The 23,270-nt window shown below is 43.8% G+C and carries 16 protein-coding genes; 11 read left to right on the top strand and 5 right to left on the bottom strand.

Annotation, left to right across the window (positions count from 1 at the left end; translation table 11 throughout):
- Window positions 1–65: 65 nt before the first annotated feature.
- From AC59JO_RS01490 to AC59JO_RS01455, 8 genes are all read left to right on the top strand, one after another.
- Window positions 66–824 carry a polysaccharide biosynthesis/export family protein gene (locus AC59JO_RS01490; RefSeq protein ID WP_497302906.1) on the top strand — a complete coding sequence of 253 codons (759 nt, stop codon included), beginning with the start codon at window positions 66–68 and terminating at the stop codon, window positions 822–824.
- A gap of 370 nt (window positions 825–1,194) precedes the next feature.
- Window positions 1,195–1,788: an RNA polymerase sigma-70 factor gene (locus AC59JO_RS01485; RefSeq protein WP_497302904.1), complete on the top strand. Its 594-nt coding sequence runs from the start codon at window positions 1,195–1,197 to the stop codon at window positions 1,786–1,788.
- Window positions 1,789–1,859: 71 nt separating this feature from the next.
- Window positions 1,860–2,828 (top strand): FecR family protein, encoded by a 969-nt coding sequence (locus AC59JO_RS01480; protein WP_497302902.1) that lies wholly within the window; start codon window positions 1,860–1,862, stop codon window positions 2,826–2,828.
- 259 nt (window positions 2,829–3,087) lie between these two features.
- Entirely contained in the window at window positions 3,088–6,429 is a 3,342-nt protein-coding gene (locus tag AC59JO_RS01475) for a TonB-dependent receptor (protein ID WP_497302900.1), read from the top strand.
- 11 nt (window positions 6,430–6,440) lie between these two features.
- On the top strand, window positions 6,441–8,066 hold the full coding sequence (locus tag AC59JO_RS01470) for a RagB/SusD family nutrient uptake outer membrane protein (RefSeq protein ID WP_413668857.1): 1,626 nt from the start codon (window positions 6,441–6,443) through the stop codon (window positions 8,064–8,066).
- Window positions 8,067–8,110: 44 nt separating this feature from the next.
- Window positions 8,111–9,247 (top strand): SusE domain-containing protein, encoded by a 1,137-nt coding sequence (locus tag AC59JO_RS01465; RefSeq protein ID WP_413668856.1) that lies wholly within the window; start codon window positions 8,111–8,113, stop codon window positions 9,245–9,247.
- Window positions 9,248–9,302: 55 nt separating this feature from the next.
- Window positions 9,303–10,460: a glycoside hydrolase family 76 protein gene (locus tag AC59JO_RS01460; protein ID WP_413668855.1), complete on the top strand. Its 1,158-nt coding sequence runs from the start codon at window positions 9,303–9,305 to the stop codon at window positions 10,458–10,460.
- A 97-nt stretch (window positions 10,461–10,557) separates the two neighbouring features.
- The gene (locus AC59JO_RS01455; RefSeq protein WP_497302897.1) at window positions 10,558–11,625 is read left to right on the top strand and encodes a glycoside hydrolase family 76 protein; all 1,068 of its coding nucleotides are present in this window, start codon (window positions 10,558–10,560) and stop codon (window positions 11,623–11,625) included.
- Window positions 11,626–11,728: 103 nt separating this feature from the next.
- On the opposite strand, the gene AC59JO_RS01450 is transcribed toward AC59JO_RS01455, so the two are convergent.
- Window positions 11,729–14,404 carry a glycoside hydrolase family 2 TIM barrel-domain containing protein gene (locus AC59JO_RS01450; protein WP_497302895.1) on the bottom strand — a complete coding sequence of 892 codons (2,676 nt, stop codon included), beginning with the start codon at window positions 14,402–14,404 and terminating at the stop codon, window positions 11,729–11,731.
- A 123-nt stretch (window positions 14,405–14,527) separates the two neighbouring features.
- Between AC59JO_RS01450 and AC59JO_RS01445 the strand changes: the two genes are divergently transcribed.
- Window positions 14,528–15,232 (top strand): 3'-5' exonuclease, encoded by a 705-nt coding sequence (locus AC59JO_RS01445; protein ID WP_413668852.1) that lies wholly within the window; start codon window positions 14,528–14,530, stop codon window positions 15,230–15,232.
- Window positions 15,216–17,123 carry a DUF294 nucleotidyltransferase-like domain-containing protein gene (locus tag AC59JO_RS01440; RefSeq protein WP_497302892.1) on the top strand — a complete coding sequence of 636 codons (1,908 nt, stop codon included), beginning with the start codon at window positions 15,216–15,218 and terminating at the stop codon, window positions 17,121–17,123. The genes AC59JO_RS01445 and AC59JO_RS01440 overlap by 17 nt, the downstream gene beginning before the upstream one ends.
- A 139-nt stretch (window positions 17,124–17,262) precedes the next feature.
- On the opposite strand, the gene AC59JO_RS01435 is transcribed toward AC59JO_RS01440, so the two are convergent.
- From AC59JO_RS01435 to AC59JO_RS01425, 3 genes are read right to left on the bottom strand one after another with little or no spacing between them, the layout of a single operon-like run.
- Complete coding sequence (locus AC59JO_RS01435; RefSeq protein ID WP_497302890.1) at window positions 17,263–18,084, bottom strand: DUF4249 domain-containing protein; 822 nt, start codon at window positions 18,082–18,084, stop codon at window positions 17,263–17,265.
- A 4-nt stretch (window positions 18,085–18,088) separates the two neighbouring features.
- Window positions 18,089–20,746: a TonB-dependent receptor gene (locus tag AC59JO_RS01430; RefSeq protein ID WP_497302888.1), complete on the bottom strand. Its 2,658-nt coding sequence runs from the start codon at window positions 20,744–20,746 to the stop codon at window positions 18,089–18,091.
- A 59-nt stretch (window positions 20,747–20,805) separates the two neighbouring features.
- Window positions 20,806–21,798: a FecR family protein gene (locus tag AC59JO_RS01425; RefSeq protein WP_497302886.1), complete on the bottom strand. Its 993-nt coding sequence runs from the start codon at window positions 21,796–21,798 to the stop codon at window positions 20,806–20,808.
- A gap of 173 nt (window positions 21,799–21,971) precedes the next feature.
- On the opposite strand from AC59JO_RS01425, the gene AC59JO_RS01420 reads away from it, so the two are divergent.
- Window positions 21,972–22,526 (top strand): dihydrofolate reductase family protein, encoded by a 555-nt coding sequence (locus tag AC59JO_RS01420; RefSeq protein ID WP_497302884.1) that lies wholly within the window; start codon window positions 21,972–21,974, stop codon window positions 22,524–22,526.
- A gap of 8 nt (window positions 22,527–22,534) precedes the next feature.
- Here the strand turns inward: AC59JO_RS01420 and AC59JO_RS01415 are convergent, their stop codons facing one another.
- Window positions 22,535–23,122 carry an RNA polymerase sigma-70 factor gene (locus AC59JO_RS01415; protein WP_497302882.1) on the bottom strand — a complete coding sequence of 196 codons (588 nt, stop codon included), beginning with the start codon at window positions 23,120–23,122 and terminating at the stop codon, window positions 22,535–22,537.
- Window positions 23,123–23,270 lie beyond the last annotated feature (148 nt).

Raw genomic sequence — 23,270 nt, 5'->3', positions numbered from 1 at the left:
ATTTTATTCCCCCCAATTTAAAAATGATCACATGTATTTCCCCCCAGCCATTAAAATTGGTTTTAATGGCGTTTTTGCTGCTGTGTTTTTTCAGCTCATGCTCCTACAAGCAAAACCAGGCTTTCCTGGAAAGGAAAGACGCAGCATTGCCTATAACAGGCTTCACTGGTAATGCTCAGGTATATAAAATAAAACCGCAGGATGTTTTGCAGGTGCGCAACCTGCAAAATATTAAATACATAGTTGATGACATCCCAACGGGTGCCGGCACGGCCCCTTCATCATCAGGCGGCGGTGCTGCTGCTGTGGGGCAAAGTTATGAAGTGGCCGAAGACGGTACTGTTGCATTGCCAGTAATTGGCCGCGTAAAGGTAGACGGTTTATCAAGACTGGAGGCTGCCAATAAAATTCAGGACCTGTATGGCAAAAATCTTATCAAAAATCCCATTATCGATGTAAAGATCATCAACCTTAAAGTTACCGTACTCGGCGAAGTAAGACGACCCGGTAATTATCAGCTGATAAAAGATAATGCCAGTTTAATAGATATGCTGGGTGAAGCCGGCGGTATAACCGACAAAGGCAATGAAAAGCATGTTAGGGTTGTGCGTGGCGGGATTGTTAACCCGCAGATCATAGAGCTTGATTTGAGTGATGTGGCTTCATTATCAAGCCCGGCCATGATGATGCAAAACAATGATGTTATTTACATTGAGCAAAACAAGAAGTCGTTACGTAATGAAAAATTGCAGAATTTTTCGACTTTAATACAGCCTATATTGCTGCTGCTTAACTCGGCACTTATTATCACGACCATAAAGTAATGCTCTCTTCTTAAGACGCTGTTTGAAATTAATTGTTTTAAAATGTAGAGACGCATCACATGCGTCTCCTGTATGCAAATTTCTGGAGTTAATGATTGAAACGGCTTATGCTACGGGAGACGCATGTGATGCGTCTCTACATAAAAACTACTCAAACAACATTCATAAATTTTAAGCATCTTCTAAAACCTTTCAATGCCTGGCTATAGTTGCCAGGCGTTTTTTGTTTAAGACAATTGAATCAATGAACTGACAAAAAATATCGGTAGGTTAGCCATGTTTGCTGATGAGTGATATCAAAAGTTTTTTTATTTAAAAATTTTCTTGTAAATATGCCCCACCAATCAGTAAACCGTTTTACCGCCCGCTTATGCTCCACGACAAGGAATATCAAATGTGGCCTGATGCCCGGTTATTGGAGCAGTTAAGGCTTGATGACCGTAAGGCATTTGAAATTCTGTACCATAAATATTCGTCGAAGTTGTTTTATGCGGCCTATAATCTTTTCAGGGATAAAGATGTTTGTGAAGATCTGGTGCAGGAATTATTTATTGATCTGTGGACAAAGCGCAGCCAATTAAATATCACCTCGCTTGAGGCTTATCTCAAAGTAGCGATCAGGCATCGCGTGTTATTTTATCTGCGCACTAAAAAGGCCTCTGTAGATCTCACCGTGATTGAAACACTGGTCGAAAAATATTCGGCCGATAGCAAGTTGTTCCAGGATGATATTACTCATTTACTGGATGATGGCGTAGCGCAACTCCCCGAAAAATGCCGGCAGATCTTTACCCTGAGCCGTAAGGAATATCTCAGCAATAAAGAAATAGCCGCCCGGCTAAACATCTCCATCAAAACCGTCGAAAACCAGATCACTATCGCTTTACGGTATCTGCGTACCGGTTTAACAGACTATCTGCCATCGGTAATAGTCTTGCTGTTGCTCCAGATGTTCGGTAAATAAACTCTCTCTCTAAAATATTTTCAATTGCTTTGGGGGATACCCCGGTTTATTGCATCCTGCAGTTATAAACCATGGCAAAGTTCCCTTTCAGAAAAAAACATTCCGGTGCAAATGACAGGCATTTGCAGGAAGAACTTGTAAACAAGTATTTCGATGAGCTTGATCTCAGCAGCGTACAAAACGAAGCCGGGGACGAGGTGGAATTTAATGCCGATGGCGTATATAGCAGGATCAATGCCGCTTTAGATAATGCAGAGAAGAAAAACCCTGGTAAATCCAAAACATGGATGGTTGCAGCCTCGCTTCTTGCTGGTTTGTGCATTTCGGTAACGGCAGCTTATCATTACCGTTATGCCCTGCTTGACCGGTTGGATCCTATCGCCAGTAAGCAATTGGTTGCAGCTAACGGGCAAACCGTAAACTTCACCCTTGCCGATGGTACCAAAATATGGTTAAACGCGGGCAGTAAACTTACCTATCCTGAAACTTTTCGTGGTGAAAAACGCGAGATCAGGCTTGAGGGTGAAGCTTTTTTGGATGTGGCCCATGACCCAGCCAAAGCCTTCATCATCCATACCGGAAAAGTACGCACCCAGGTATTGGGTACCAGTTTTAATATTAAAGCCTACGCTAACGAAAGTTTTATTAAGGTTGATGTTTTAAGCGGAAAGGTAGGGGTAGTTACCCCCTCAGGCAAGACTACGAGTACAACAACGTTTTTAACCCCTGCCGAAGAAGTTGTTTTTGATAAGAATAAGCTATCCGTAATAAAAAATGCACAGGTAGATGTGAATGCACTAAGCAGATGGAAAGATGGCGAACTGGTATTTAAAAACGCGGCGCTGCCTGAAGTGCTCAACACCATTAACCGCCACTTTAACGTAACTGTAAAAGCCGATGTTAACCTGGCGCGTTGTTCGATTACAGCCAATTTTACTAATGTTTCGCTGGAGAATATCATGAAGATCATATCGAAACTGGTAAAAGGCAAAGCCATGCAAAAAGGTTCGGCTTATCAGCTAAAAGGCCGGGGTTGTTAACGCTAAAACCAATTAATAAAAAGAGATAAACCAATTATCAGTTAACCTAAATACAAGCTATGATAACATAATTACATTAAAAAACCCTGCTCAAAAGGGATTTTGACAGGGTTAAACTAAAATGCCGGGTTATTAATAAGTGCAGCGTTTAGAGGTCCAATTCAGAACGAAGCACTTGAATTTCAAACACTTTAATTTTCTCAAATCTATGAATATATCTCTATTTTCAAATGGAGTAATTCGTCATGTATTAATATTAATGAAAATTACCTCGCTTGCCTGCTTTGTGGTTTGCCTCATGTGCTTTACGGCCGTGGCAAACAACACGTTCGGGCAAAAATTTCTGGAGGTATCGGTTACGCTCAAGCTCAAAAATGCCAAACTAACCGATGCGCTGGATAAGATCTCGAACGAAAAGCATATCAAATTTGCCTACGCCGATAATGTACTTAAACCTACTTATGTTGTAAGCCTTAAGGTTAAAGACAAAAGTATCAGGGAAGTACTTGATCAGGTGCTAACGCCCTTTAATCTCAGCTATAAGATCATCGACGATGTTATAGTTATTGATGAAAAGCCTGAGATTGAAAGCAATACAGGAGGGATTGATCATGGTCCCAGGCAGCCCATCAAAGTTAAAGGTAAAGTTACGGACGAGAACAACTTAGTTATACCCGGCGCAAGCGTACGGGTTAAAGGTACAACCATAGGCACGGTAACCGATATTAATGGTAATTATACCATTGATGTGCCTGATGCCAATGGTACCCTTGTATTTAACTTTATAGGCTATGCAGCTAAGGAGCAGTCTATTGGTAATGAGGTTACTATAAATGTACAGATGGTCCCCGAGCGTACTTCGCTTAACGAGGTAGTGGTGGTGGGTTACGGTACCCAGCGACGCACAAATGTTATCGGCGCGGTTGACCAGGTAAGTGCCAAAGCTATCGAGTCAAAACCTTCAATCAATCTTACACAGGCATTGCAGGGTACATCGCCCAACCTTATTATACAGCAAACAAGCTCCGAGCCGGGAGCTTATGCCAATGTGAACATTCGTGGGGTAAGTACGCTTAATGATAACACACCGCTGGTAGTTATTGATGGTATCACTGGTGGTGATATCAACCTGCTTAACCCTCTGGATATCGAAAGTGTTTCGGTATTGAAAGATGCCGGATCGGCGGCTATTTATGGTTCGCGCTCGGCAAATGGGGTTATTTTGGTTACCACCAAAAAAGGTAAAAATAACTCTCGTACCACTGTTAATTATAACGGGCAGGCGGGGATCCAGTCGCCGCATGTAGGTTATAAGCCGGTACATAGCTATGAAAATGCCATTCTGCGCAACGAGGCTATGGTTAACGCCGGTTTGCAGCCAATTTATAGTCCGCAGGATATCAGAAACTTTCAGCAGCAGGGTGATCAGCAATGGTTTTTAGATGCCATTTTAAAAGATTCGTGGCAGCAAAGTCATAACCTGAGCTTAACGGGTGGTAATGCTACCACCTCGTTCCTGGTATCGGCCGGGGTGACCGATCAGCGCAGTAACCTTGTTGGGCCTGACTATGGTTTAAGGCGCTATAACTACCGCATGAACTTAACCAGCAACTATGGTAAGTTAAAGCTCACAAGTATCCTTGCCTACTCGCGCTCCGAGATCCGTGAACACTCCTACAATACCGGAACTTTGATTGTTGATGCAGGCCGTACCCCAACCTATTATAAAATTAAAGATGACCAGGGCCGTTACCTCACCAATGATGTACTGACCGAGTTTAACCCGTTGGGCATCCTGGAACAGGGCGGTTACCGTACTCATGACGATGATAACCTGCTGGGTAACTTAAATGCCGAGCTATTGGTTACGAAAGATTTTAAACTGAAAGCTGTTTTTGGCGGCAGGTTATTGTCCGATCATCAGTTTACCCGCGTTAAGCAGGTGAATTTTTATCCATCCGGAACTTATGGGGCAGATCGTAACACCAATGATGATAATAACAAAACCCTGTTCACCAATACGCAGTTACTGGCCGAGTTTGCCAAAACTTTCAACAAATCGCACAATGTTGATGTATTGGTAGGTGTGGCTAACGAATCTACCACGGCTAAGCAAAACAGCATCCACCTTAAATATACCGATCCAGAGTTGGGAACACCAACCACCGGTACTATTATTGATCCGGCTACTTCATCAGCATCTAATAATGGAACTACCGAAACCAGTCTTAACTCGTTATTTGGCAGGGCAAACTATTCGTACCAAAACAAGTATTACGGTGAGTTTGATTTTCGTGTAGACGCTTCGTCAAAATTTGCACCTCAAAACCGCGGTGCTTTCTTCCCTTCGGTATCGGGTGGCTACCGCCTTACCGAAGAGCGGTTTATGCAAAACTATCGTAACAATATCGGCGATCTGAAATTGCGTGCATCATACGGTATTTTGGGTAACCAAAGCGTTAGCGATTACCAGTACCTGCGCACTTACGGCCCCTTCCAAAATGCTTATGGCTTTAACAACTCGGGCGTGGGTGGCACGGCCATATCCTTTGCCAACCCCGATCTGCGCTGGGAGCGTGCTGCAACACTTAACATAGGTGTTGATGCCGGTTTCCTGAAAAATAGTTTGACTGTAGCTATTGACTACTTTAATAAAACCACCCGCGATATCCTGCTACCGCCCATTGTGCCGGGAACGTTTGGTGCCGGGTTGCCAAGCTACAATGCAGGTAAAGTACAAAACCACGGCTGGGAGCTAACAGTTAACTACTACCTCACTACGCAAAACTTTAAACACTCCTTTAGCTTCAACGTGGCCGACAGCAAAAACAAGGTGCTTTACCTTGAAGGCGGCGATCAGCTGAAAAGTTATGATGAGATGCAGGTGATTAACCGCGTAGGTTTGCCGATAGGCTCATATGTAGCTTTAAAACGTGATGGCTATTTTCAAAACCTCGATGATATTAAAAACGGGCCTAAGCCAACCGGCTTAACCGTATCGCCTGGTGATAACCGCTATGTTGATGTTAATGGGGACGGAGTAATTGATGATAACGATAAGTTTGTTTTCGGTAGCCCGTTCCCCCGTTTAACTTTTGGGTTTACTTACAATGTAAGTTATAAAGGGTTTGATTTTAACCTGTTTTTACAGGGTGTAGGTAAACGCAGTATGTTTATCCGTGGTGAGCAGGTTGAGCCTTTCCACGTAAACTACTCACAAGTTATCTATCAGCACGAGCTTGATTTCTGGACACCTCAAAATCCGGATGCGCGTTTCCCGAGGCTTGCGGCCAGCGGCAGTCAATCAAACGAAAACAACTTCAGGCGTGGCTCAGATATGTATTTGTTTGATGGCAAGTATCTGCGCGTAAAGAATGTACAGGTAGGTTATACACTTCCCAATGCATGGGCAAAATTGCTGGGTTTACAAAAATTGAGGGCTTATGTATCAGGCCAAAACCTGCTTACGTTTTCGGGCGTGAAGTTTATCGACCCAGAATCGACAGAGTTTAACAGTAACCTGGGGGCCGGTGGCGCTAACAGCGCACGGTCTTACCCAACGCCCATTTACTACGGTTTTGGTTTAGATGTAACCCTATAATACTATCCATCATGAAAAAATATTCGACATATAAAACCGCCTTTTTAGTATTACTGGCCAGTTTATCGGCCTGTAAAAAACTCGATCTGGCGCCAACCAATAAGTTCACCGACAGCAATTTCTGGACAACCACCGAAAAGGCCGATGCGGTACTTAATACAGCCTATTCGCAAATGTTCAGCAACGACTATTTCTTTTATAATGAAGGAGCGTCGGATAATGCCTATAATGGTCGCGGAGATAACCAGGGTGCGGCCTCGCTTGCCGCAGGTACTTATGACCCATCATTGGGGCGCATCAAACAGGAGTGGGGTTTCCATTACAGCGGTATAAAAACCTGTAATATCTTTTTAGAGAATGTAGACAGGGTAACCGCTATGGATGCAACGCTGAAAGCCCGCATGAAAGCCGAAGCAAGGTTTATCCGTGCTTTCCATTACTTTATGCTTGAAACCTGGTGGGGCGATGTGCCTTTGTTTGATAAAGACATCAGCATTGACCAATCAAAAAGCATTGCCCGTACCCCGAAAGCACAGGTTGTTGATTTTGTGCTGAAAGAGCTTGATGCCGCCGCAACTGATTTACCGGTTAATACCGCTTATAAAGATGCCGACAGAGGTCGGATCACCAAAGGTGCTGCTATAGCCTTAAAAGCAAGAGTGCTGCTGTATGAAAGCCGTTGGCAAGACGTAGCTACCACCTGCGAAAAGTTGATGAATGATAACAGTAACGGTACCTACAGTCTTTTTCCATCATACGAGGGTTTGTTTTTACCACAAAATGAATATAACAGTGAGGTGATCTTCGATCTGGAGTTTGTTCCGGATGTGCGCACATACAGTAACTTTTTTGATATGGCCCCGCTTGCCGTTGGAGCTCGTTTAAATGCCCTTGCCCCAACCCAGGAACTGGTTGACAGCTACCTGATGGAAAACGGTAAAAAGATCACCGATGCGGGTTCCGGTTATGACGAAAACAATCCCTATGTAAACCGCGATCCAAGGCTTACTAACACGGTTGTATACAATGGTTATAAATGGAAAAAGCCGGATAACAACGTTCAGGTTATTTATACCAAACCAGGCGATGATCCGGGCGCTACCAAGCCTGACGAATATGCACCGGGCAAAGTAAGCTCGCCTACTGCTTATTATACCCGTAAATATTACGACCCTGCATCTGCCGTGAATTTTCAATCAGCTTTAAACCTCATCCTTATCCGCTATGCCGATGTACTGCTCATGTATGCCGAGGCAAAAAATGAGCTTGGCCAGTTGGATGCCGGTGTTTGGGATAAAACCATCAAAGCGCTGCGCACCCGTGCCGGCTTTACCGATGCCCCTGCATTAAATTTCGCAGCCGGCAGCCAAACCGATTTAAGGGAGATAGTTCGTAACGAACGCCGCGTAGAATTGGCTATGGAAGGCCTGCGGGTGTTTGATATCCGCCGCTGGCACACTGCCGAAACTGTACTGAACGGTTGGGCTCACGGAGCCAAATATGGCCCTGCATCTGTTGATAATGGTTACATCAGGGCGAACCTGCGCACGTTTGACAAAGGTAAAAACTACCTGTGGCCAATCCCACGCGATGAGCGTGCCGTTGACCCTAACCTCACTCAAAACCCCGGCTGGTAAATCAATAATTATTTATAAAAAAGACATTATAATCAATTGCGATCATGAAAAATATTACATACTGCCTTATGGCAGGCATCATAACCATTTTAATGGTAACAGGCTGTAAAAAGGACAAAACCTTACAGCATACACAGGTATCGGCAGTAAATAACCTGTTTGCTCCTGCAAATAACAAATTCATCCAATTGGAGCCGGTAACCGGTTCTGCTACCTTTGAATGGGCCGAAGCGCATGCGGAAGATAATGGATTGGTTTTGTATGAAGTAGCTTTTGATAAAGAAAGTGGCGATTTTTCAAAACCGATCTACACCATTCCTTCAGATGCTAATGGTTTGTACAACAAACTGACCATCTCCTATAAAGACCTGAACAAAGTGGCCGATCTGGCCGGGATCCAGCCGCAGGCTACCGGTAAATTGAAATGGACTGTAATGTCGTCAAAAGGTATTAATGTGGTCAAAGCAACAGTATCAAGCATTATTGAAGTGCAACGTGCTGCAGGCTTTACCGATATTCCTGCTGATCTGTACCTGACCGGTTCTGCTACCGAGGGCGGCGAAGACTTAAGTAAGGCTGTGCACTTTAAGCAAACCGCCGCCGGTGTATTTGAAGCCTGGACATCATTAAAAGCGGGTACTTATCATTTTGCTGAGCGTAACACAGGCACGCCTGCTACCTATTCTATCGATGGCGTTAAACTTTTAAAAGATGGTAATACTACTGTAACCGGGGCAACCAAGGTTGAACGTATTGTGGTTGACTTTACTTCGGCCTCAGCCGCGATAACCGAAGTGACAGAAGTTGGTTTATGGTTTGCTGCCGATAATAAAGTTTGGTTTCCGATCCCTTACAAAGCAGGTGGTAAATGGGAAATTGATAATGCTTCTATCGTTTTCCACCAGGAGTCATGGGGTAGGGATGAGCGTTATAAATTCCGCTTTACGTTTAAAGACGCCGCAGGTAATAGCTCAATACAGTTTTATGGCAGCAAAAACTCAGATAATAGCCGCCCGGATGCTAATACGGCCAAATCATTCTGGTACATGGTGCCGGTTAACAATTCGCAGTATGATTTCTGCTTTAAGTTTACCGGGGCTGCCGATAATCACAATGCAGATATCGTGGTTGATTTTAGTGCTGATGCGGCTGCCTATACCCATAGTGTTACTGTAAAATAATTAATGATTAGCACCTGTCGCCTTACCGGCGGCAGGTTCACAATAAATATATTTTATGAAAAATAAAGTATTCAGAAAATTAGCTGCCATTGCCCTCACAGGAGGGCTGGTAGCAAGCTTTTCATCGTGTCTAAAGGATAAACCTTTCCCACTGTATGGCAACAAGGCCTCGGCAAAGGTGGAATATAAATACGCTGAAACAGCCGACTCCTTACAGGAAAAAACATATACCACATTTCTATCGGCAAACGGAAGTTATTTTGTGGCTAACAATGCCGGCAGTACTACTTTTAATTACTGGCCAAATGCCCATACGCTTGATGTTTTTACGGATGCCTATCTGCGTAGCAAAAATGATATTTACAAGCAAAGGATGAGCTCGCTTTTAGCCGGGATAAAAACCACTAACGGTGGTCTTTCCAATAATTTTTATGATGATATGGAATGGTTGTCGTTGGCTGTGCTGAGGGCTAATAGTGCCACAAATGATGCCGCTTATTTAACCGCAGCGCATACGCTTTGGGCAGATATCCAAACCGGCGAAAACAATAACCAGGGAGGTGGTATAGCCTGGCGCAAAAATCAGCTGGATTATAAAAATACACCAGCCAACGCTCCGGCCATCATTTTTGCTGCACGTTTATATGCGCTGGAAAAAAATGAGGCCGACCTCGCGACAGCAAAACGCCTGTACACCTGGCTAAAGAAAACCCTGCTCGATCCATCTGGCATTATCTGGGATGGTATAAACGCCAATGGCGATGGGCAAATCAGCAAATGGAAGTTCACTTACAACCAGGGGGTATTTATTGGTGCTGCTTTGGAGCTTTATCACGTCACCAAAGATGCCGCCTACCTTACCGATGCTGTAAATACAGCTAATGCAACCATTAATGACACCGATATTTCGCCGGGCGGAATCCTGAAGTCGGAAGGGCAGGGCGATGGTGGTTTATTTAAAGGGATCCTGATCAGGTATCTGACATTATTGGCCCTTGATCCGGATGTTGCTGAAACAGATAAAAGTAAGTTTATCAGCTTCCTGAAATTTAATGCCGAAACACTCTACACGGCGGGGATCGAACGGCCATCGCTGATGATAAGTCCCGATTGGAAAAAACAACCATCTGGTACAACCGATTTAACTACGCAACTAAGCGGTGTAATGATGGTTGAAGCTGCCGCAACGCTGAAAGCTGCAGGCAAATTTTAAAAAACGGTTTTGTAACAATAAAAGCCATAAAAGTAGTTGAATACTTTTATGGCTTATTTTAGTATTTAAATTATACCTGTCTCAAATACAATTATCTATGAAAATTAAACTTATCGTCCTGCTTTGTATTATCACAGCTTTTAGTACGAGAGCCCAAACACCTAACTACAAGGAGCGGATAAAGATCATCAATCAAAACATCAACGCCTGTTTTGCTGATACAAAAAGCGGCCTGTATCTCGAAACTACTGATTCTGCCGAGAATAAAGGCAACCATTCGTTTTTATGGCCGCTTTGTGCTTTAGTACAGGCTGCTAATGAGATGGAAGTGCTTGAACCTTCAAAGCAATATCTTAAACCGGTTATGATTGCTATTCAGCAGTATTATTCTCCTCGCTCACCCGCCCCGGCTTACCAGGCCATGGTAGCAAAAGAAAAACAGGATTCACGGTTTTATGATGATAACGAGTGGGTAGCTATCGCTTTAATGGATGCCTATAACCGTACCCATAATAAGCAATATCTGGAAACCTCAAAAATGATCTATCGGTTTTTATTAACCGGTTATACCAATGAAGCAGGCGGCGGTTTTTATTGGGAAGAGGGTAATCTGAAAAGTAAAAACACCTGCTCAAATGGTCCGGGGATATTAGTGGCTTTACAGTTATATAAAGCGACAGGGCGCAAACAATATCTGGACACCGCATTGCTGGCCTATAACTGGACAAATAAAAACTTACAGGCACCATCAGGATTGTTTTATGATAATATTAAGGTGCCGTCGTTAAAGATTGATTCAGCTATTTATACCTATAATGCAGGCACAATGCTGCAAGCCAATGTGCTGCTTTATAACATCACCCACGACAAAAAATATTTGATTGAAGCCCGCTGCATCGCCAAAGCTTCTGAACAATATTTTTACCGCAACAACAGGTTGCCGGGCAACTACTGGTTCAATGCTGTTTTACTACGTGGTTACCAGGAACTATACCGTGTTGATAAGGACAAAAAGCAATTCCGGTTTTTTGTTGACGACGCCAACCGCACCTGGCAGCAGGAACGGGATGATAAAAACCTGCTTGGCCCTCATCGTATCAAAAGCCTGATTGACCAGGCAGCTATGATTGAAATTTATGCGAGGTTGGAGGAGATGGGAGGGTAAAAGAATGTCATTGCGTGCGTAGCGCGGCGATCTCGCAGCCATACGGAGCGGATGCGCTTGTGTGCAATTTCCACGCTACGCTTGCAATGATATTTTTATCTTTTTAATAAACCTTCCTCACCTGTAGCCCATTTAGTATCGCCTGCTCGGTTATGCTTTTAAAGCTGATTGTAATCCCATCACCACCAACACTAACCGGAATTTTAGTTGAATAAGCCTTCAGCGGTTCAAGATAATTGCTGTTGCTTAGCCCTTCAATAACGGTTTGTCCGTTGATGAGCACATCAAAGCTCCGCGCCGCAGCGGTTTGTTTTTGGGTTGAATTATTGAGGTTATAAACCAACTGCGGCGAATTATCATTAGTGGTTAGCTCAGCAAAGTGCAGGGTAACTTCATATTCACCGGCCGGTACATCCAGTTTAAAATCACTTAAACCTACGCGTTGTGTTTGATAAATGGGATCGTAATTGGTTTCGAGAATGTTTTTGTTTGAGCCATAAGGCAATTGACCGTTTTTACCGAGAGTAAATATCTCACCGCCTACATAGCCCCAGCTGCCTTTAGTATAGGGTTGCTCCGGTACCCAAACCTGGTGCAGCTTATCATCAACCAATTGTCGCCTGTCACCAAGGCTCACGTTAAGCTCGGTAAATGGTGTTTGCAGATTGTTCAGATCATGCGGGATGAGGTTAAAATCAACCGCCATAAAATCTTCCTGAATATCACCTTCGCCGGCTGTTGCTTTAAGTGTGTTTTTGCCTGATGTAAAAGGAACAGTAAAAGTGGCCATGCCATCCTGAACGGTTTTACTTTCCTGCAGCTTACCATTGAGCCATAGTTTTACCTGCGGCTGGTTGCTGTACACATTTACCGGTTGTAAACAAACATTGTTTTCATCAGCGTTACCGGCTTTGAGTGCGCTTGTGCCTATTTTGATAAAAGGTTGTCTGAGCAAATTAGCCTGGTAAAAAAAGTATGCTTCTTTAGGCTGGCGATCATTAGTTAACAAACCTTTGGTATTGATATGCGGTGTAGCTTCCTGCCTTTGTTCGGCATTAAAATCAACAAGGTTCCAGATAGCACCGCCGGCTACAAATGGCAGCTTATTGATACGTTCGAGATAGTACCGGTGATACTTTACTTCGTACTCAACAGTTTTGTCAAAGCGCTCCGGATCGACGCTGTGCAGGCGGCTATCGGCATCGGCCCCAAACTCGGTGATGATCATAGGTTTGGTTGGCAGCATCTGGTGGTGTTTCTCCAAAAACTTATCCAGTCCGGCAAAATCTTTAGCATACCAGCCGTAGTACAGGTTCCAGCCAACAATTTGCGGCACAGCAGCTAAGCCTGTATTATAATACCTGTCGAAATCGCCATGGCAGGGGATCATGGTATAACGCGACGGATCTTCCTTACGGGTGAGGCTATCTATTTGTTTGGCCAGGTTAACCAGGTTCACAAAATATTTCTTCTGTTCATCCGATCCTGATTTATACCGCGGCACGATCTCCACCTCGTTCATATAAGCCCAGATAATGATACTTGGATGGTTAAAATTCTGGCGGATCATTTCCAGCTGCATGTGTTTGGCATTGTTGGCAAAGGCAGTGGTTTCGGTGATCCGGTTAACCTCGGGAGTTTCTACCGATGCCAGGATTCCCAACCTGTCGCAAGCCTCCAATACTGATGGATCCTGCGGATAATGTGCTATGCGGATAAAATTTGCGCCCATCGCTTTCAGTAATTCCATATCATGGATATTAATGGCATCGGGTATGGCATTAGCCATTCCCTGGAAGTCCTGGTGACGGTTAGTACCTATCAGCTTAACCGGGTTCCCGTTTAAAAAGAACCCTTTATCGGCATCAAAACTAAACCACCTAAAACCAAACGCACTGCTGCTTCCATCCAGTTGCTGCCCGCTTGAAGCATCAATGATCTTTGAAACCACATGATACAAATAAGGCGCTTCCGGCGACCATAAATGCGGATTGGCGACTATTTGCTTCTGGCTAAACGCAATCTTAGCACCGGCAGTTAAACCAAGCGCACTTTGTATTTTTGCGACAACTTTACCATCAGCATCAACTAATTCACTTATAACCTTAACTTTAGTTTTTTTTGCTGACAGATTATTTACAATCCCTTCAATCAGCAATTCCCCTTTTTGAGCACTTACTGAAGGCGTTTTTATTCGGATACCGGGCGAAGCCAGTTCATTATCAAATGCTATCTGGTTTGAGGCCACGATATATACATCGCGGTAAACACCTCCGTAAAAGGTAAAATCTGCATCAAGCGGCGGAATATCTTCGTTGTGGCTATTATCCAGTTTTACCATGATTTCGTTTGCCGTTAAGCTATCTTTTGCAAAAGGCTTTAAATATGTATTAACAGGGATATTGAACGCAGTGTAACCGCCGGTATGCTTACCGGCAAGCTTACCGTTTACATATACTTCGGCTACTTCATTGGCCCCTTCAAAAAAGAGAGAAAGCTGCTTATCCTTCCATTGTGCGGGTAGGTAGATGGTCTTTTTATACCAACCTATGCCACGGTAATATCCAGGTTCGTCGTCGTTAGCATCGGTAGTGTTCCAACTGTGCGGCAAACTGATCTTTTGCCAGGCCGATGCATCCGTTGTTGCAGCGGGCAAACCGGCAATATCTCCTTTATGGAAGGCCCAGTTGGTATTGATACTTTGTTTAATAGTAGTTTGCGCGAAAATTAAAGTGCTGAAAAGGCACAGGATAAGGGAAACAGTGATTTTTTTGAGCATCTGGCAGATCGGTTTTAAAAGGTAGCGGCTAAAATAGGGGTAATTTTCAAAAAAGATGGTTCACAAATCGGTTACAAAACCGGCAACACTACCATCATTCAAATAAATTCATAAATTTATCATGTGCAAGATTACCTTTTATTCATAGATACCGAAACTTCCGGCCTGCCCAAAAAGTGGGACCTGCCTTATTGCGACAACGACAACTGGCCTTATGCGCTGCAGGTGTCATGGATAGTTTATACCAGTGATATGGTTGAAGTAAAGCGTGAAGATCATTATATTAAAGACAATGACTTTACCATAAGCCCAAAAGCGTTTGCTGTTCATGGCCTTACCCAGGAGTATTTGGTTGAGCACGGCGAATGGCGCAAGGATGTAATGACCATGCTGGCCAACGACCTGCAGGAATATCAACCACTGGTAATAGGTCATTTTATTGAACTCGACCTGAACGTTGCAGGCGTTGAATTTTACCGCACAGGCATCACTAATCCGCTTCAAAATTTAAAAACCTTTTGTACCATGCTGGCTACTACCAAATGGGTACAAAATCCGCAAACCAAATATTTAAGGTTAAACCAGCTGTACGAAGTACTGTTTAACAAAACCTTAGACCGGCAGCATAACGCACTTGAAGATGCAGAGGCTACTGCCGAATGCTTCTTTGAGATGCTGAAACGCGGCGATATTACCGACGACAGTGTACAGCACCAGGAGGTTTACCTGCAAAAAATCCGGTCCGAAAAAAAATACCTTTTGCCTGCAGCCATCGTTTTAATTTTGATCATCATCATAGCTTTTTGGTTATATGGTTCAACGTCTTGAATTTTTAAGTAAAGTAGCCCCTTTTAACCTGCTTCCTGCCGATGTATTGGAACAGGTCGCCGATCAGTTGCAGGAGATCCGTTATAGTAAAGACACGGTTATTTACCAACAGGAAGTAACCAAAATGCGCGGCGTAGATATCATTGCCGAGGGCGAATACGAATCCTTCTTTTACGATAGCCAGCAAAATAAACGCCTGTTGGAGCATCATCATCCGGGCTATTGTTATGGAGGCATTTCGGTATTGCTTAACCGTAAGCAATCTATCCGTACAGTGATCGCCAAGAAAGGGACGACTGTATTTTTTTTACATCGCAAGGATTTTCGGTCGTTATGCAAAGCCTACGAGGACTTTGTACAATATTTTACTGCTGATTTTGGCAAACGCATGCTTAATGATGAGTTTGCCCATTTTTATAAACGCCCGGCAACTTTTGAAGAAAGCTATATAGCTTCCGAACAATTGTACTCCCGTAAAATTGAAAGCATTGAATACCGGGAGATAGTTTCCTGCCCGCAAAGCACCCCGGTTTACGAAACAGCCCGGTTAATGGCGAAACATAAGGTAAGCTGCATTTTTATCCGTAATGAACAAGCCAAAATTGTAGGCTATGTAACTGATATTACCCTGCGTGATAATGTGGTTGCCAAACAGGCGGATACAGCCCAGCCGGTTGGCAACATTATGGACAACCCCATCGTTTGCATCAGCACAAATGCTTATGTATATGAAGCCATTTTGATGATGTTCCGCACCAAAACCCGGTACCTGCTCATCAAAAACGGCGATGAATTTGTAGGCAGCATCAGCAGGAATAAGCTCCTGGCCGAGCAGGCGCAATCGCCGCTGGTATTTATTCAATCGGTAAAACAGGCTATATCGGTACAGGAGCTTAAACGCAAATGGGAATCGGTGCCGCAAATGGTAACACAATTGCTCGGTCGTGGTGTAAACGCCGAAATCGTGAACCAGGTGATCACCACCATTGCCGATACCATTGCCATAAAGGTAATTGAAAGCGTTATTACAACCATGGGGCAGCCACCTGCTAAATTTGTTTTTATGGTACTTGGCAGTGAAGGCCGTAAAGAACAAACCTTTAAAACCGACCAGGATAACGCCATTATTTATGAAGATAAGGCCAATGAGCACCGCGAAGAAGTCCGTGAGTATTTCCTGAGTTTTGCCCAACAGGTATCCGAAAAGCTTGACCACATAGGCTTCAGTTTTTGTACAGGTGGCTACATGGCTCAAAACCCCAAGTGGACACACTCACTATCACACTGGAAACGCAATTACGAAAGCTGGATGACCGAAGCTGTACCCGAAACAGTGATCCAGTTCTCTACGTTTTTCGATTGCCGTTACCTGTATGGTGAAGCCAGCATTATGGACGAGCTAAAAGAGTTTCTGGACGAGGAACTGCAAAAACCATTGGGTAAGATCTTCTTCCACATGGCTAAAAATGCTTTGCAATATGAACCGCCGCTCACCTTTTTCAAAAACATCAAAACTTTTACCAAAGGTAGCCAGGAAGTTTTCGATATTAAAAAATCAATGACGCCTATTGTTGACCTGGTGCGGATGTATGCCCTGCGTCATCGTATTTTTGAAGTTAATACCGGCGAGCGCTTGAAGGCGCTGAAAGAGAAAGACGTATTCAATGAAAAAGAGGTTCACGAGCTGATCCAGTCGTACTATTTTTTAATGGGCCTGCGCCTTCGTAACCAGGCTTCCCAAATTATCCAGGACCGCACCGAGCCAGACAACTACATCGACCCGGATAACCTCACCAAAATTGAAAAGGTAGCCCTAAAAGAAATATTTAGGACTATAGATAACTTTCAAACAAGGATAAAAGTAGAGTTTACTAATAATTTGTTTGGATAGGGTGTATTATAAATAAACCCTTTTAATCAAAAAAAACATATCATAGCGAGCGAAGTGGGGCAATCGCATACTATACAGAGCCTGCCTGCATAGCATGCGGTTGTTTCGTCATTCCTCTTCGCAATGAGACTTTTTTATTTTAAGGCGCTATCAAAGTCTTCCTCACTACAGTATGCGCACTAAAATATCCTAAGGCCCCACCTTTAATATTGGTTAGCGGATTTGCCGGAGCTGCATTATTGCCATCGCCGTTGGCACTGTTACTAAGGCTGTAAAAATATTTGTAAACGGCCTGGTCAATGCTCATCATCTCGATAGTTACCTCATTGCCCGGGCGGATATCGCGTGCCGGGTTATCGTTACTGTTGTCAAACCGGAGGTTGCTGTTCACTTCCTGCCCGTTGGTAAATTCATCATCTTCCAGCATAATTGTTTCTTCTTTGCGGCCGTTTACATATTGTACAAAGCGGTAATAGTTTTTGGTAGCTATAGGGTCGTCATACCGCACGGTAACATATTTACGCGGGGTGCCGTCCTTATTATTATTAAGCTCGTCTTTAACCAAATAAATACTATCTAACGGCACAGTTGGGTGCATTAAACAGCTTGAGGTAAACGTTTTGCCATCAATACGCACATTAAGGTAATACGTATGACCGGGTGTGCCTGTCATTGTGCTGTTTTGGTAAATGCCGGTGCTTGTAGCAGTAAGCGGGTAAACATTATTGTTATCATCGGTCATGGTAACGGTGGCCCCGCTTAATCCAACAAAATCGTTGTTGTCGGTAAAGTTTTTGGTTTGGCTGAGCAATACTTTACAGCCGCCGGCTGCATCGGTCAATACGCCCTCCACAACATATTGTGGGGTGGTGTCTTTCAGTTTTAGGTCGATGGCCCTTTCGCAACTGCTTAGGGCCGCTGCAAACAGGGTAATGGTTATATATTTTATAGTGTTTTTCATCGGCTTAAAATTTAAAGTTATAGGTAACCGAAGGTACAAAGGTGAATAAAGTGGTGCGCACTGCTTCGGTACGGCTTGCATCAGTCTTGTTATCGCGGAAAAATATGCGGTATGCGTTGGGGTTGCCGTAAGCATTGTAAAGGCTAAATGTTAAATCAGACTGGAACTTCGCTGTTTTTTTGAGCTGTTTTGTAGCACCCAGGTCCAGGCGGTGATAAGCAGGCATCCTGTCGGCATTGCGGTTGGTATAGTAGTAATAAGTTACGCCATCAACCTGGTATTTGCCGCTCGGGAAGGTTACAGCATCACCGGTGTAGTAAACAAAATTGGCCGAGAAGGTCCATTTGTCGCTTGCTTTGTAAATAGCTACAATGGCTATGTCATGAGTGCGGTCCTGCCGGGCGTTATACCATTGGTTATTATTGATGCCATCAATCATCCGTTCAGATTTTGACAGCGTATAGCTGATCCAGCCGTTAAGCCTGCCGGTCTTCTTCTTCAGCAAAAACTCAGTACCGTAGGCGCGACCTTTGCCGTAAAGTAATTGCGTTTCAATGGGCTGGTTGGTAAACACGTTGGCGCCGTTGCGGTAATCAATCTGGTTTTGAAGCTTTTTGTAATAGCTTTCAACCGTAAACTCATAATTATGATCGTTGAAATCCTTATAGTAGCCTACCGAAAACTGATCGGCCAGTTCTGGTTTGATGATATTGGTACTTGCTACCCATTTATCTGTTGGCGAGCCTGAATTAGAGTTGGAGATCAAATGGAGGTTTTGCGCGTTGCGGGCATATGACGCCTTGATAGAACTTACGTCATTTAACTGAAATGCCGCAGCAACACGGGGCTCCAGATTAACATAGGTTTTAACCTCCTGCCCGGAAGTGTAATGTTTTGAGCCTACGATGTTGCCATCGGTATCAATATCATAATAATCGCCCGAACCCAGTATGGTAAAGGCCGAAAGCCGTACGCCGTAGGTTAAGGTAAAGCGGTCGGTCGCTTTCCAGGTGTTGGTAACATAGGCAGCATTTTCAAGGGCATACCTGTTTTGCAGGCTTTGAGATATTACCCCCGAGTTACCTGTGGCCGAAATTTCGCCCGGCTTAATAGTGTGATAAATGCTGTTTACACCAAAACTGATGGTGTTTTTGCTTCCGGCATACCATTGCATGTCTTCCTTAAAGTTAAAGTCGCGGATTTGTGAATAGATATTGTATTCGTTTACATCCTGCTTAATATTAAGCTTATAGTCGTAATTGCTGTAGATGAGTGAGGTATTTGAAAACAGCTGACTGTTAAAAATGTGGTTCCAACGGAGGGTGGCCGTAGTATTGCCCCAGTTAATGCCGGCTATATCAGCAGCTTTTAACACATCTTTACCAAAATATCCCGAAATAAACAAACGGTCTTTATCTCCTAAAACATAGTTGGCCTTGGCATTAAGGTCATAAAAATAAAGCTGGCTTTTTTTAGCGATACTGTCTTTTGAAAGCGCTAAGAATGCATCGGCATAAGTACGCCGTGCAGAGATCAGGAAGGACGATTTGCCCTTTTGAATAGGGCCCTCCACATTTACCCTGGCTGCAATGAGACCAATACCGCCACTCACCCCGAATTTTTGGTTGTTGCCATCATTCATTTTAACATCCAAAACCGACGATAACCGGCCACCATATTGCGCAGGCATATCGCCCTTGTAAATATTCATGTTTTTGATGGCATCGGAGTTAAAGGTAGAGAAGAAACCCAGCAAGTGTGATGCGTTGTATACCGGTGCTTCATCCAACAAGATCAGGTTTTGATCGGTAGCGCCGCCGCGTACAAAAAAGCCACCACTGCCTTCCCCTGCCGATTTAATACCTGGCAATAGTTGAATGGTTTTAATCACATCGCGCTCACCAAGTAACACCGGGATGTTTTTAGTTTCCTGGATACTGAGGTGCTCGACGCCCATTTGGGGGCTGGCCAGATCGCGGGCGCCTGCAGGTGCCGCTTTGATGGTTACTTCCTGCAACAACTGGGAATTATCTTCGAGGGCAATATCCAGCTTAAGATTAGCATGAAGTGATATGGGCATCACAATAGTTTTTTGCCCCATGGCACTAACCGAAAGTTCGTGACTGCCGGCAGGCAGTGTGAGCGAATAAAAGCCGTACTCGTTACTGGATGTACCTGTGTTTGCGCCTGAAACCCGGATATTTGCGCCGATGATCGTTTCGCCGGTTTGTTTTGATTTAATGGTGCCGCTTACGGTATATTTTCCGTCTGCCGGGGCGGCTACCTGCTTTTTTGCTTTACTCGCATCATATTTAATCAGTACCTCGTTATCGAGCACCGTAAAACTAAAGGGATGCGGAGCAAGTGCATTGCGCAATACATTGCCCAATAGCTGGTTTTGAGCGTTAATGCTGATTTTTGCAGAGCTTTTTGCAACCGTTTCATTGTAGGTAAACCTTACCCCGCTGACGGCGGCGATCTTATCTAAAGCTTGCTTAAGCGGTTCGTTATTTATAGTTATTGTTACGGGTTTATCTAAAGGGCCCTGGGCCTGTGCTTTGGCTATCGTCAAAAATAACAACATGCAAAGTGCCGTTCGGAGGGGTATTCGCGTTATTTCGCAAATCAGCATGGGTAGCCATGCCGGTCTGTTAGTTTTCATAAATGCTTTAAATTGTTGATGTGGTTAGTTTTCCTTTTGGGAGATGTTTTGAAAAAAGGTTAATTGTTGGATGGTAAAGGTTGCAGATAGTAACCGTTATTGAGCTTGTTCCAGCGGAGGTCCATTACGGCACAAAGTTTATCAAGTGTTTTGTCTACCGGTTCATTTGTATTGATATGCCCGTAAAATCCTTTTTGAGCAATACCCAGAGCAAGATTTATGCTGATGCCGTATTGGTTGGCCAGGTCATCGGCAACAGTTTGCAGCGAGGCCCCATCATAACTGAACAAGCCGGTACGTTGCGAAAGAAATTTTGAGGCGTTGGGGTAATTTTCTTTAATCAATGATCTGTCGGTTTTGTTGTAAACCGCCCGTTGGTTGAGCACCATGATAGCCTGCTTGCTTTTGGGCAGGTTATGCTCCTGTACGGCTACTTTTCCGCTGATCACGGTTACTTCTGATATAATCTGGTCGGGGTAGGCTTTAACGTTGAAGCTGGTACCAAGCACTACGGTTTTAAGCTGGCCCGATTGGATCACAAAAGGATGGTTCTCATCATGAACAACATCAAAAAATGCTTCACCCTCAAGTTTTACCAAACGTTCTTTAGCCCTGAACTTGTCGGGGTAGCTAATGTGGCTGCCGGGGCTAAGCCAGATCCGGGTGCCATCGGGCAAACTGAGCTGCCGGTGTTTGCCCGGGGCGGTTACCAACTCAACCTGTTTGGCAGGATCAATAGCCTCCAAAACCTCATTTTTGTAAAGTGCCGCAAACGTAACCAGCAATACAACAGCTGCTGCAGCAGCAATGCTTCGCCATAGAGTAATCACCTTATGTGCAGGTTTTCCTGGTGTTTCCGTTTCTGTGGTTATCTTACTTAAAATACTTTCCCGCAGCTGTTCGGGAGTTTGATATTTTGAGGCGGATAACAAAACTTCCTCATCGCTAAAGTTGGCATACCAGGCGTCAAGCCAGATTTTTTCGTCCGGACTGATGGTGCCCTGCATTAACTTATGAGCAAGCTCCTTTACGTTGTAGGTGTTGTTTTTCATTGTGACTGATCTTTCAACCTTTTGCACATATAGTCAGCAAAGGATTGGGATACCCTTAGTGGAAAATGAAAAATATTTTTATAATGGTGTTTTTCTTTTTCGATTGAAACGTGAGTAAGCTATACTGGCCGAAAAATCATTAATTTTAGCTAAGCCAAATAAAAGCCAATCAAATGAGAAAAGTAATTTACGGTATCAACCTGAGCTTGGATGGATGCTGCGACCATATCAAATTTAGCGGTGGCAGGGATATATTAGAATATTTTACCCGGCTTATGGATGGCGTAGACCTGATTGTATACGGTCGTAAAACCTACGAGCTTATGGTTCCTTATTGGCCGGATACTGTAAAGGACCCTAACTCAACCAAAGAGGAAAGAGAGTTTGCACAGGCATTTGATGGTATTCAAAAACTCGTTTTTTCGCGGACATTAACCATTGCCGAAGATAAAAACACCAGGGTTACAAATGCAGATCTCAGTGGCGAAATCCTTAAACTGAAACAACAACCGGGCGGTAATATTTCGATAGGAGGCGTAAACCTGCCCTTACAAATGATAGAGCTTGGTTTGGTTGATGAATTCCACTATGTTATACATCCTGTAATTGTAGGCGAAGGAAGAAGCCTGCTGGAAGCGGCAGGTTTAAAAGAAAATTTAGGGCTAAAGCTAATCGGCTCAAGGATACTTGAATCGGGCTGCGTTGCGCTTCATTATGTTAAAAATTGAAACATATATTAGCTAAGCAGCAAAATTAACACCGGTAAAGAAACTCCAAGCGACTGCCTGAGCGAACTTAAAGCCTTAGACATATGCGCCTCAACAGTTTTTTGTGAAATATCAAGTTCTGTCGCTATTTCGGCGTAGGTTTTATTTTCATCACGGCTAAGCAGGAATACAATTCGGCATTTTTCGGGCAACAGGCTGATACTGTGGGCAAGCCGTTCCCGTAACTCCTTTTCTTCCAGCCATAGAATGGTACTATTCTCCGTTTCCGAAGAAGTGAAAGCAAGCTCATCTAAATGCTGTTGTTTCCTGTATTGGCGATCAAGATGGTTAATCACCTTGTATTTAACGGCAACCGAAAGATAAGTTGCCACGGTATGGGTTAATTTAAGGCTTGCGCGGCGTTGCCAGATACTTAAAAATACTTCCTGAACCACCTCTTCGGCCTCGTGTTCGTCATCCAGGCGATGGTAAGCTACCGCAAAGATTTTGTCCCAATACCTGTTATACAGCTCGGTAAAGGCATCGCGGTTATCGAGGGCCATCAGTTGCAATAACTGTTCGTCGGTATGGGTGATATGCTGATTTGGTGCAGGCATTCTTTATCTGCAAGGCTAAGTTAAAGAATGTACAAAAAATAATTTTCGCACTTGTTTAACATGTTTTAACAGTTTGCAAGTTTAGAGTTTTATCCGCGGATAAAGTTACAATGCCTTTGATATTTATATATTGCCCCTAAAACAAAAA

The sequence above is a fragment of the Mucilaginibacter sp. A5337 genome, assembly GCF_059690695.1.
The sequence above is the reverse complement of the archived record's forward strand: the minus strand, read 5'-3'. Positions and strand labels throughout refer to the sequence as shown.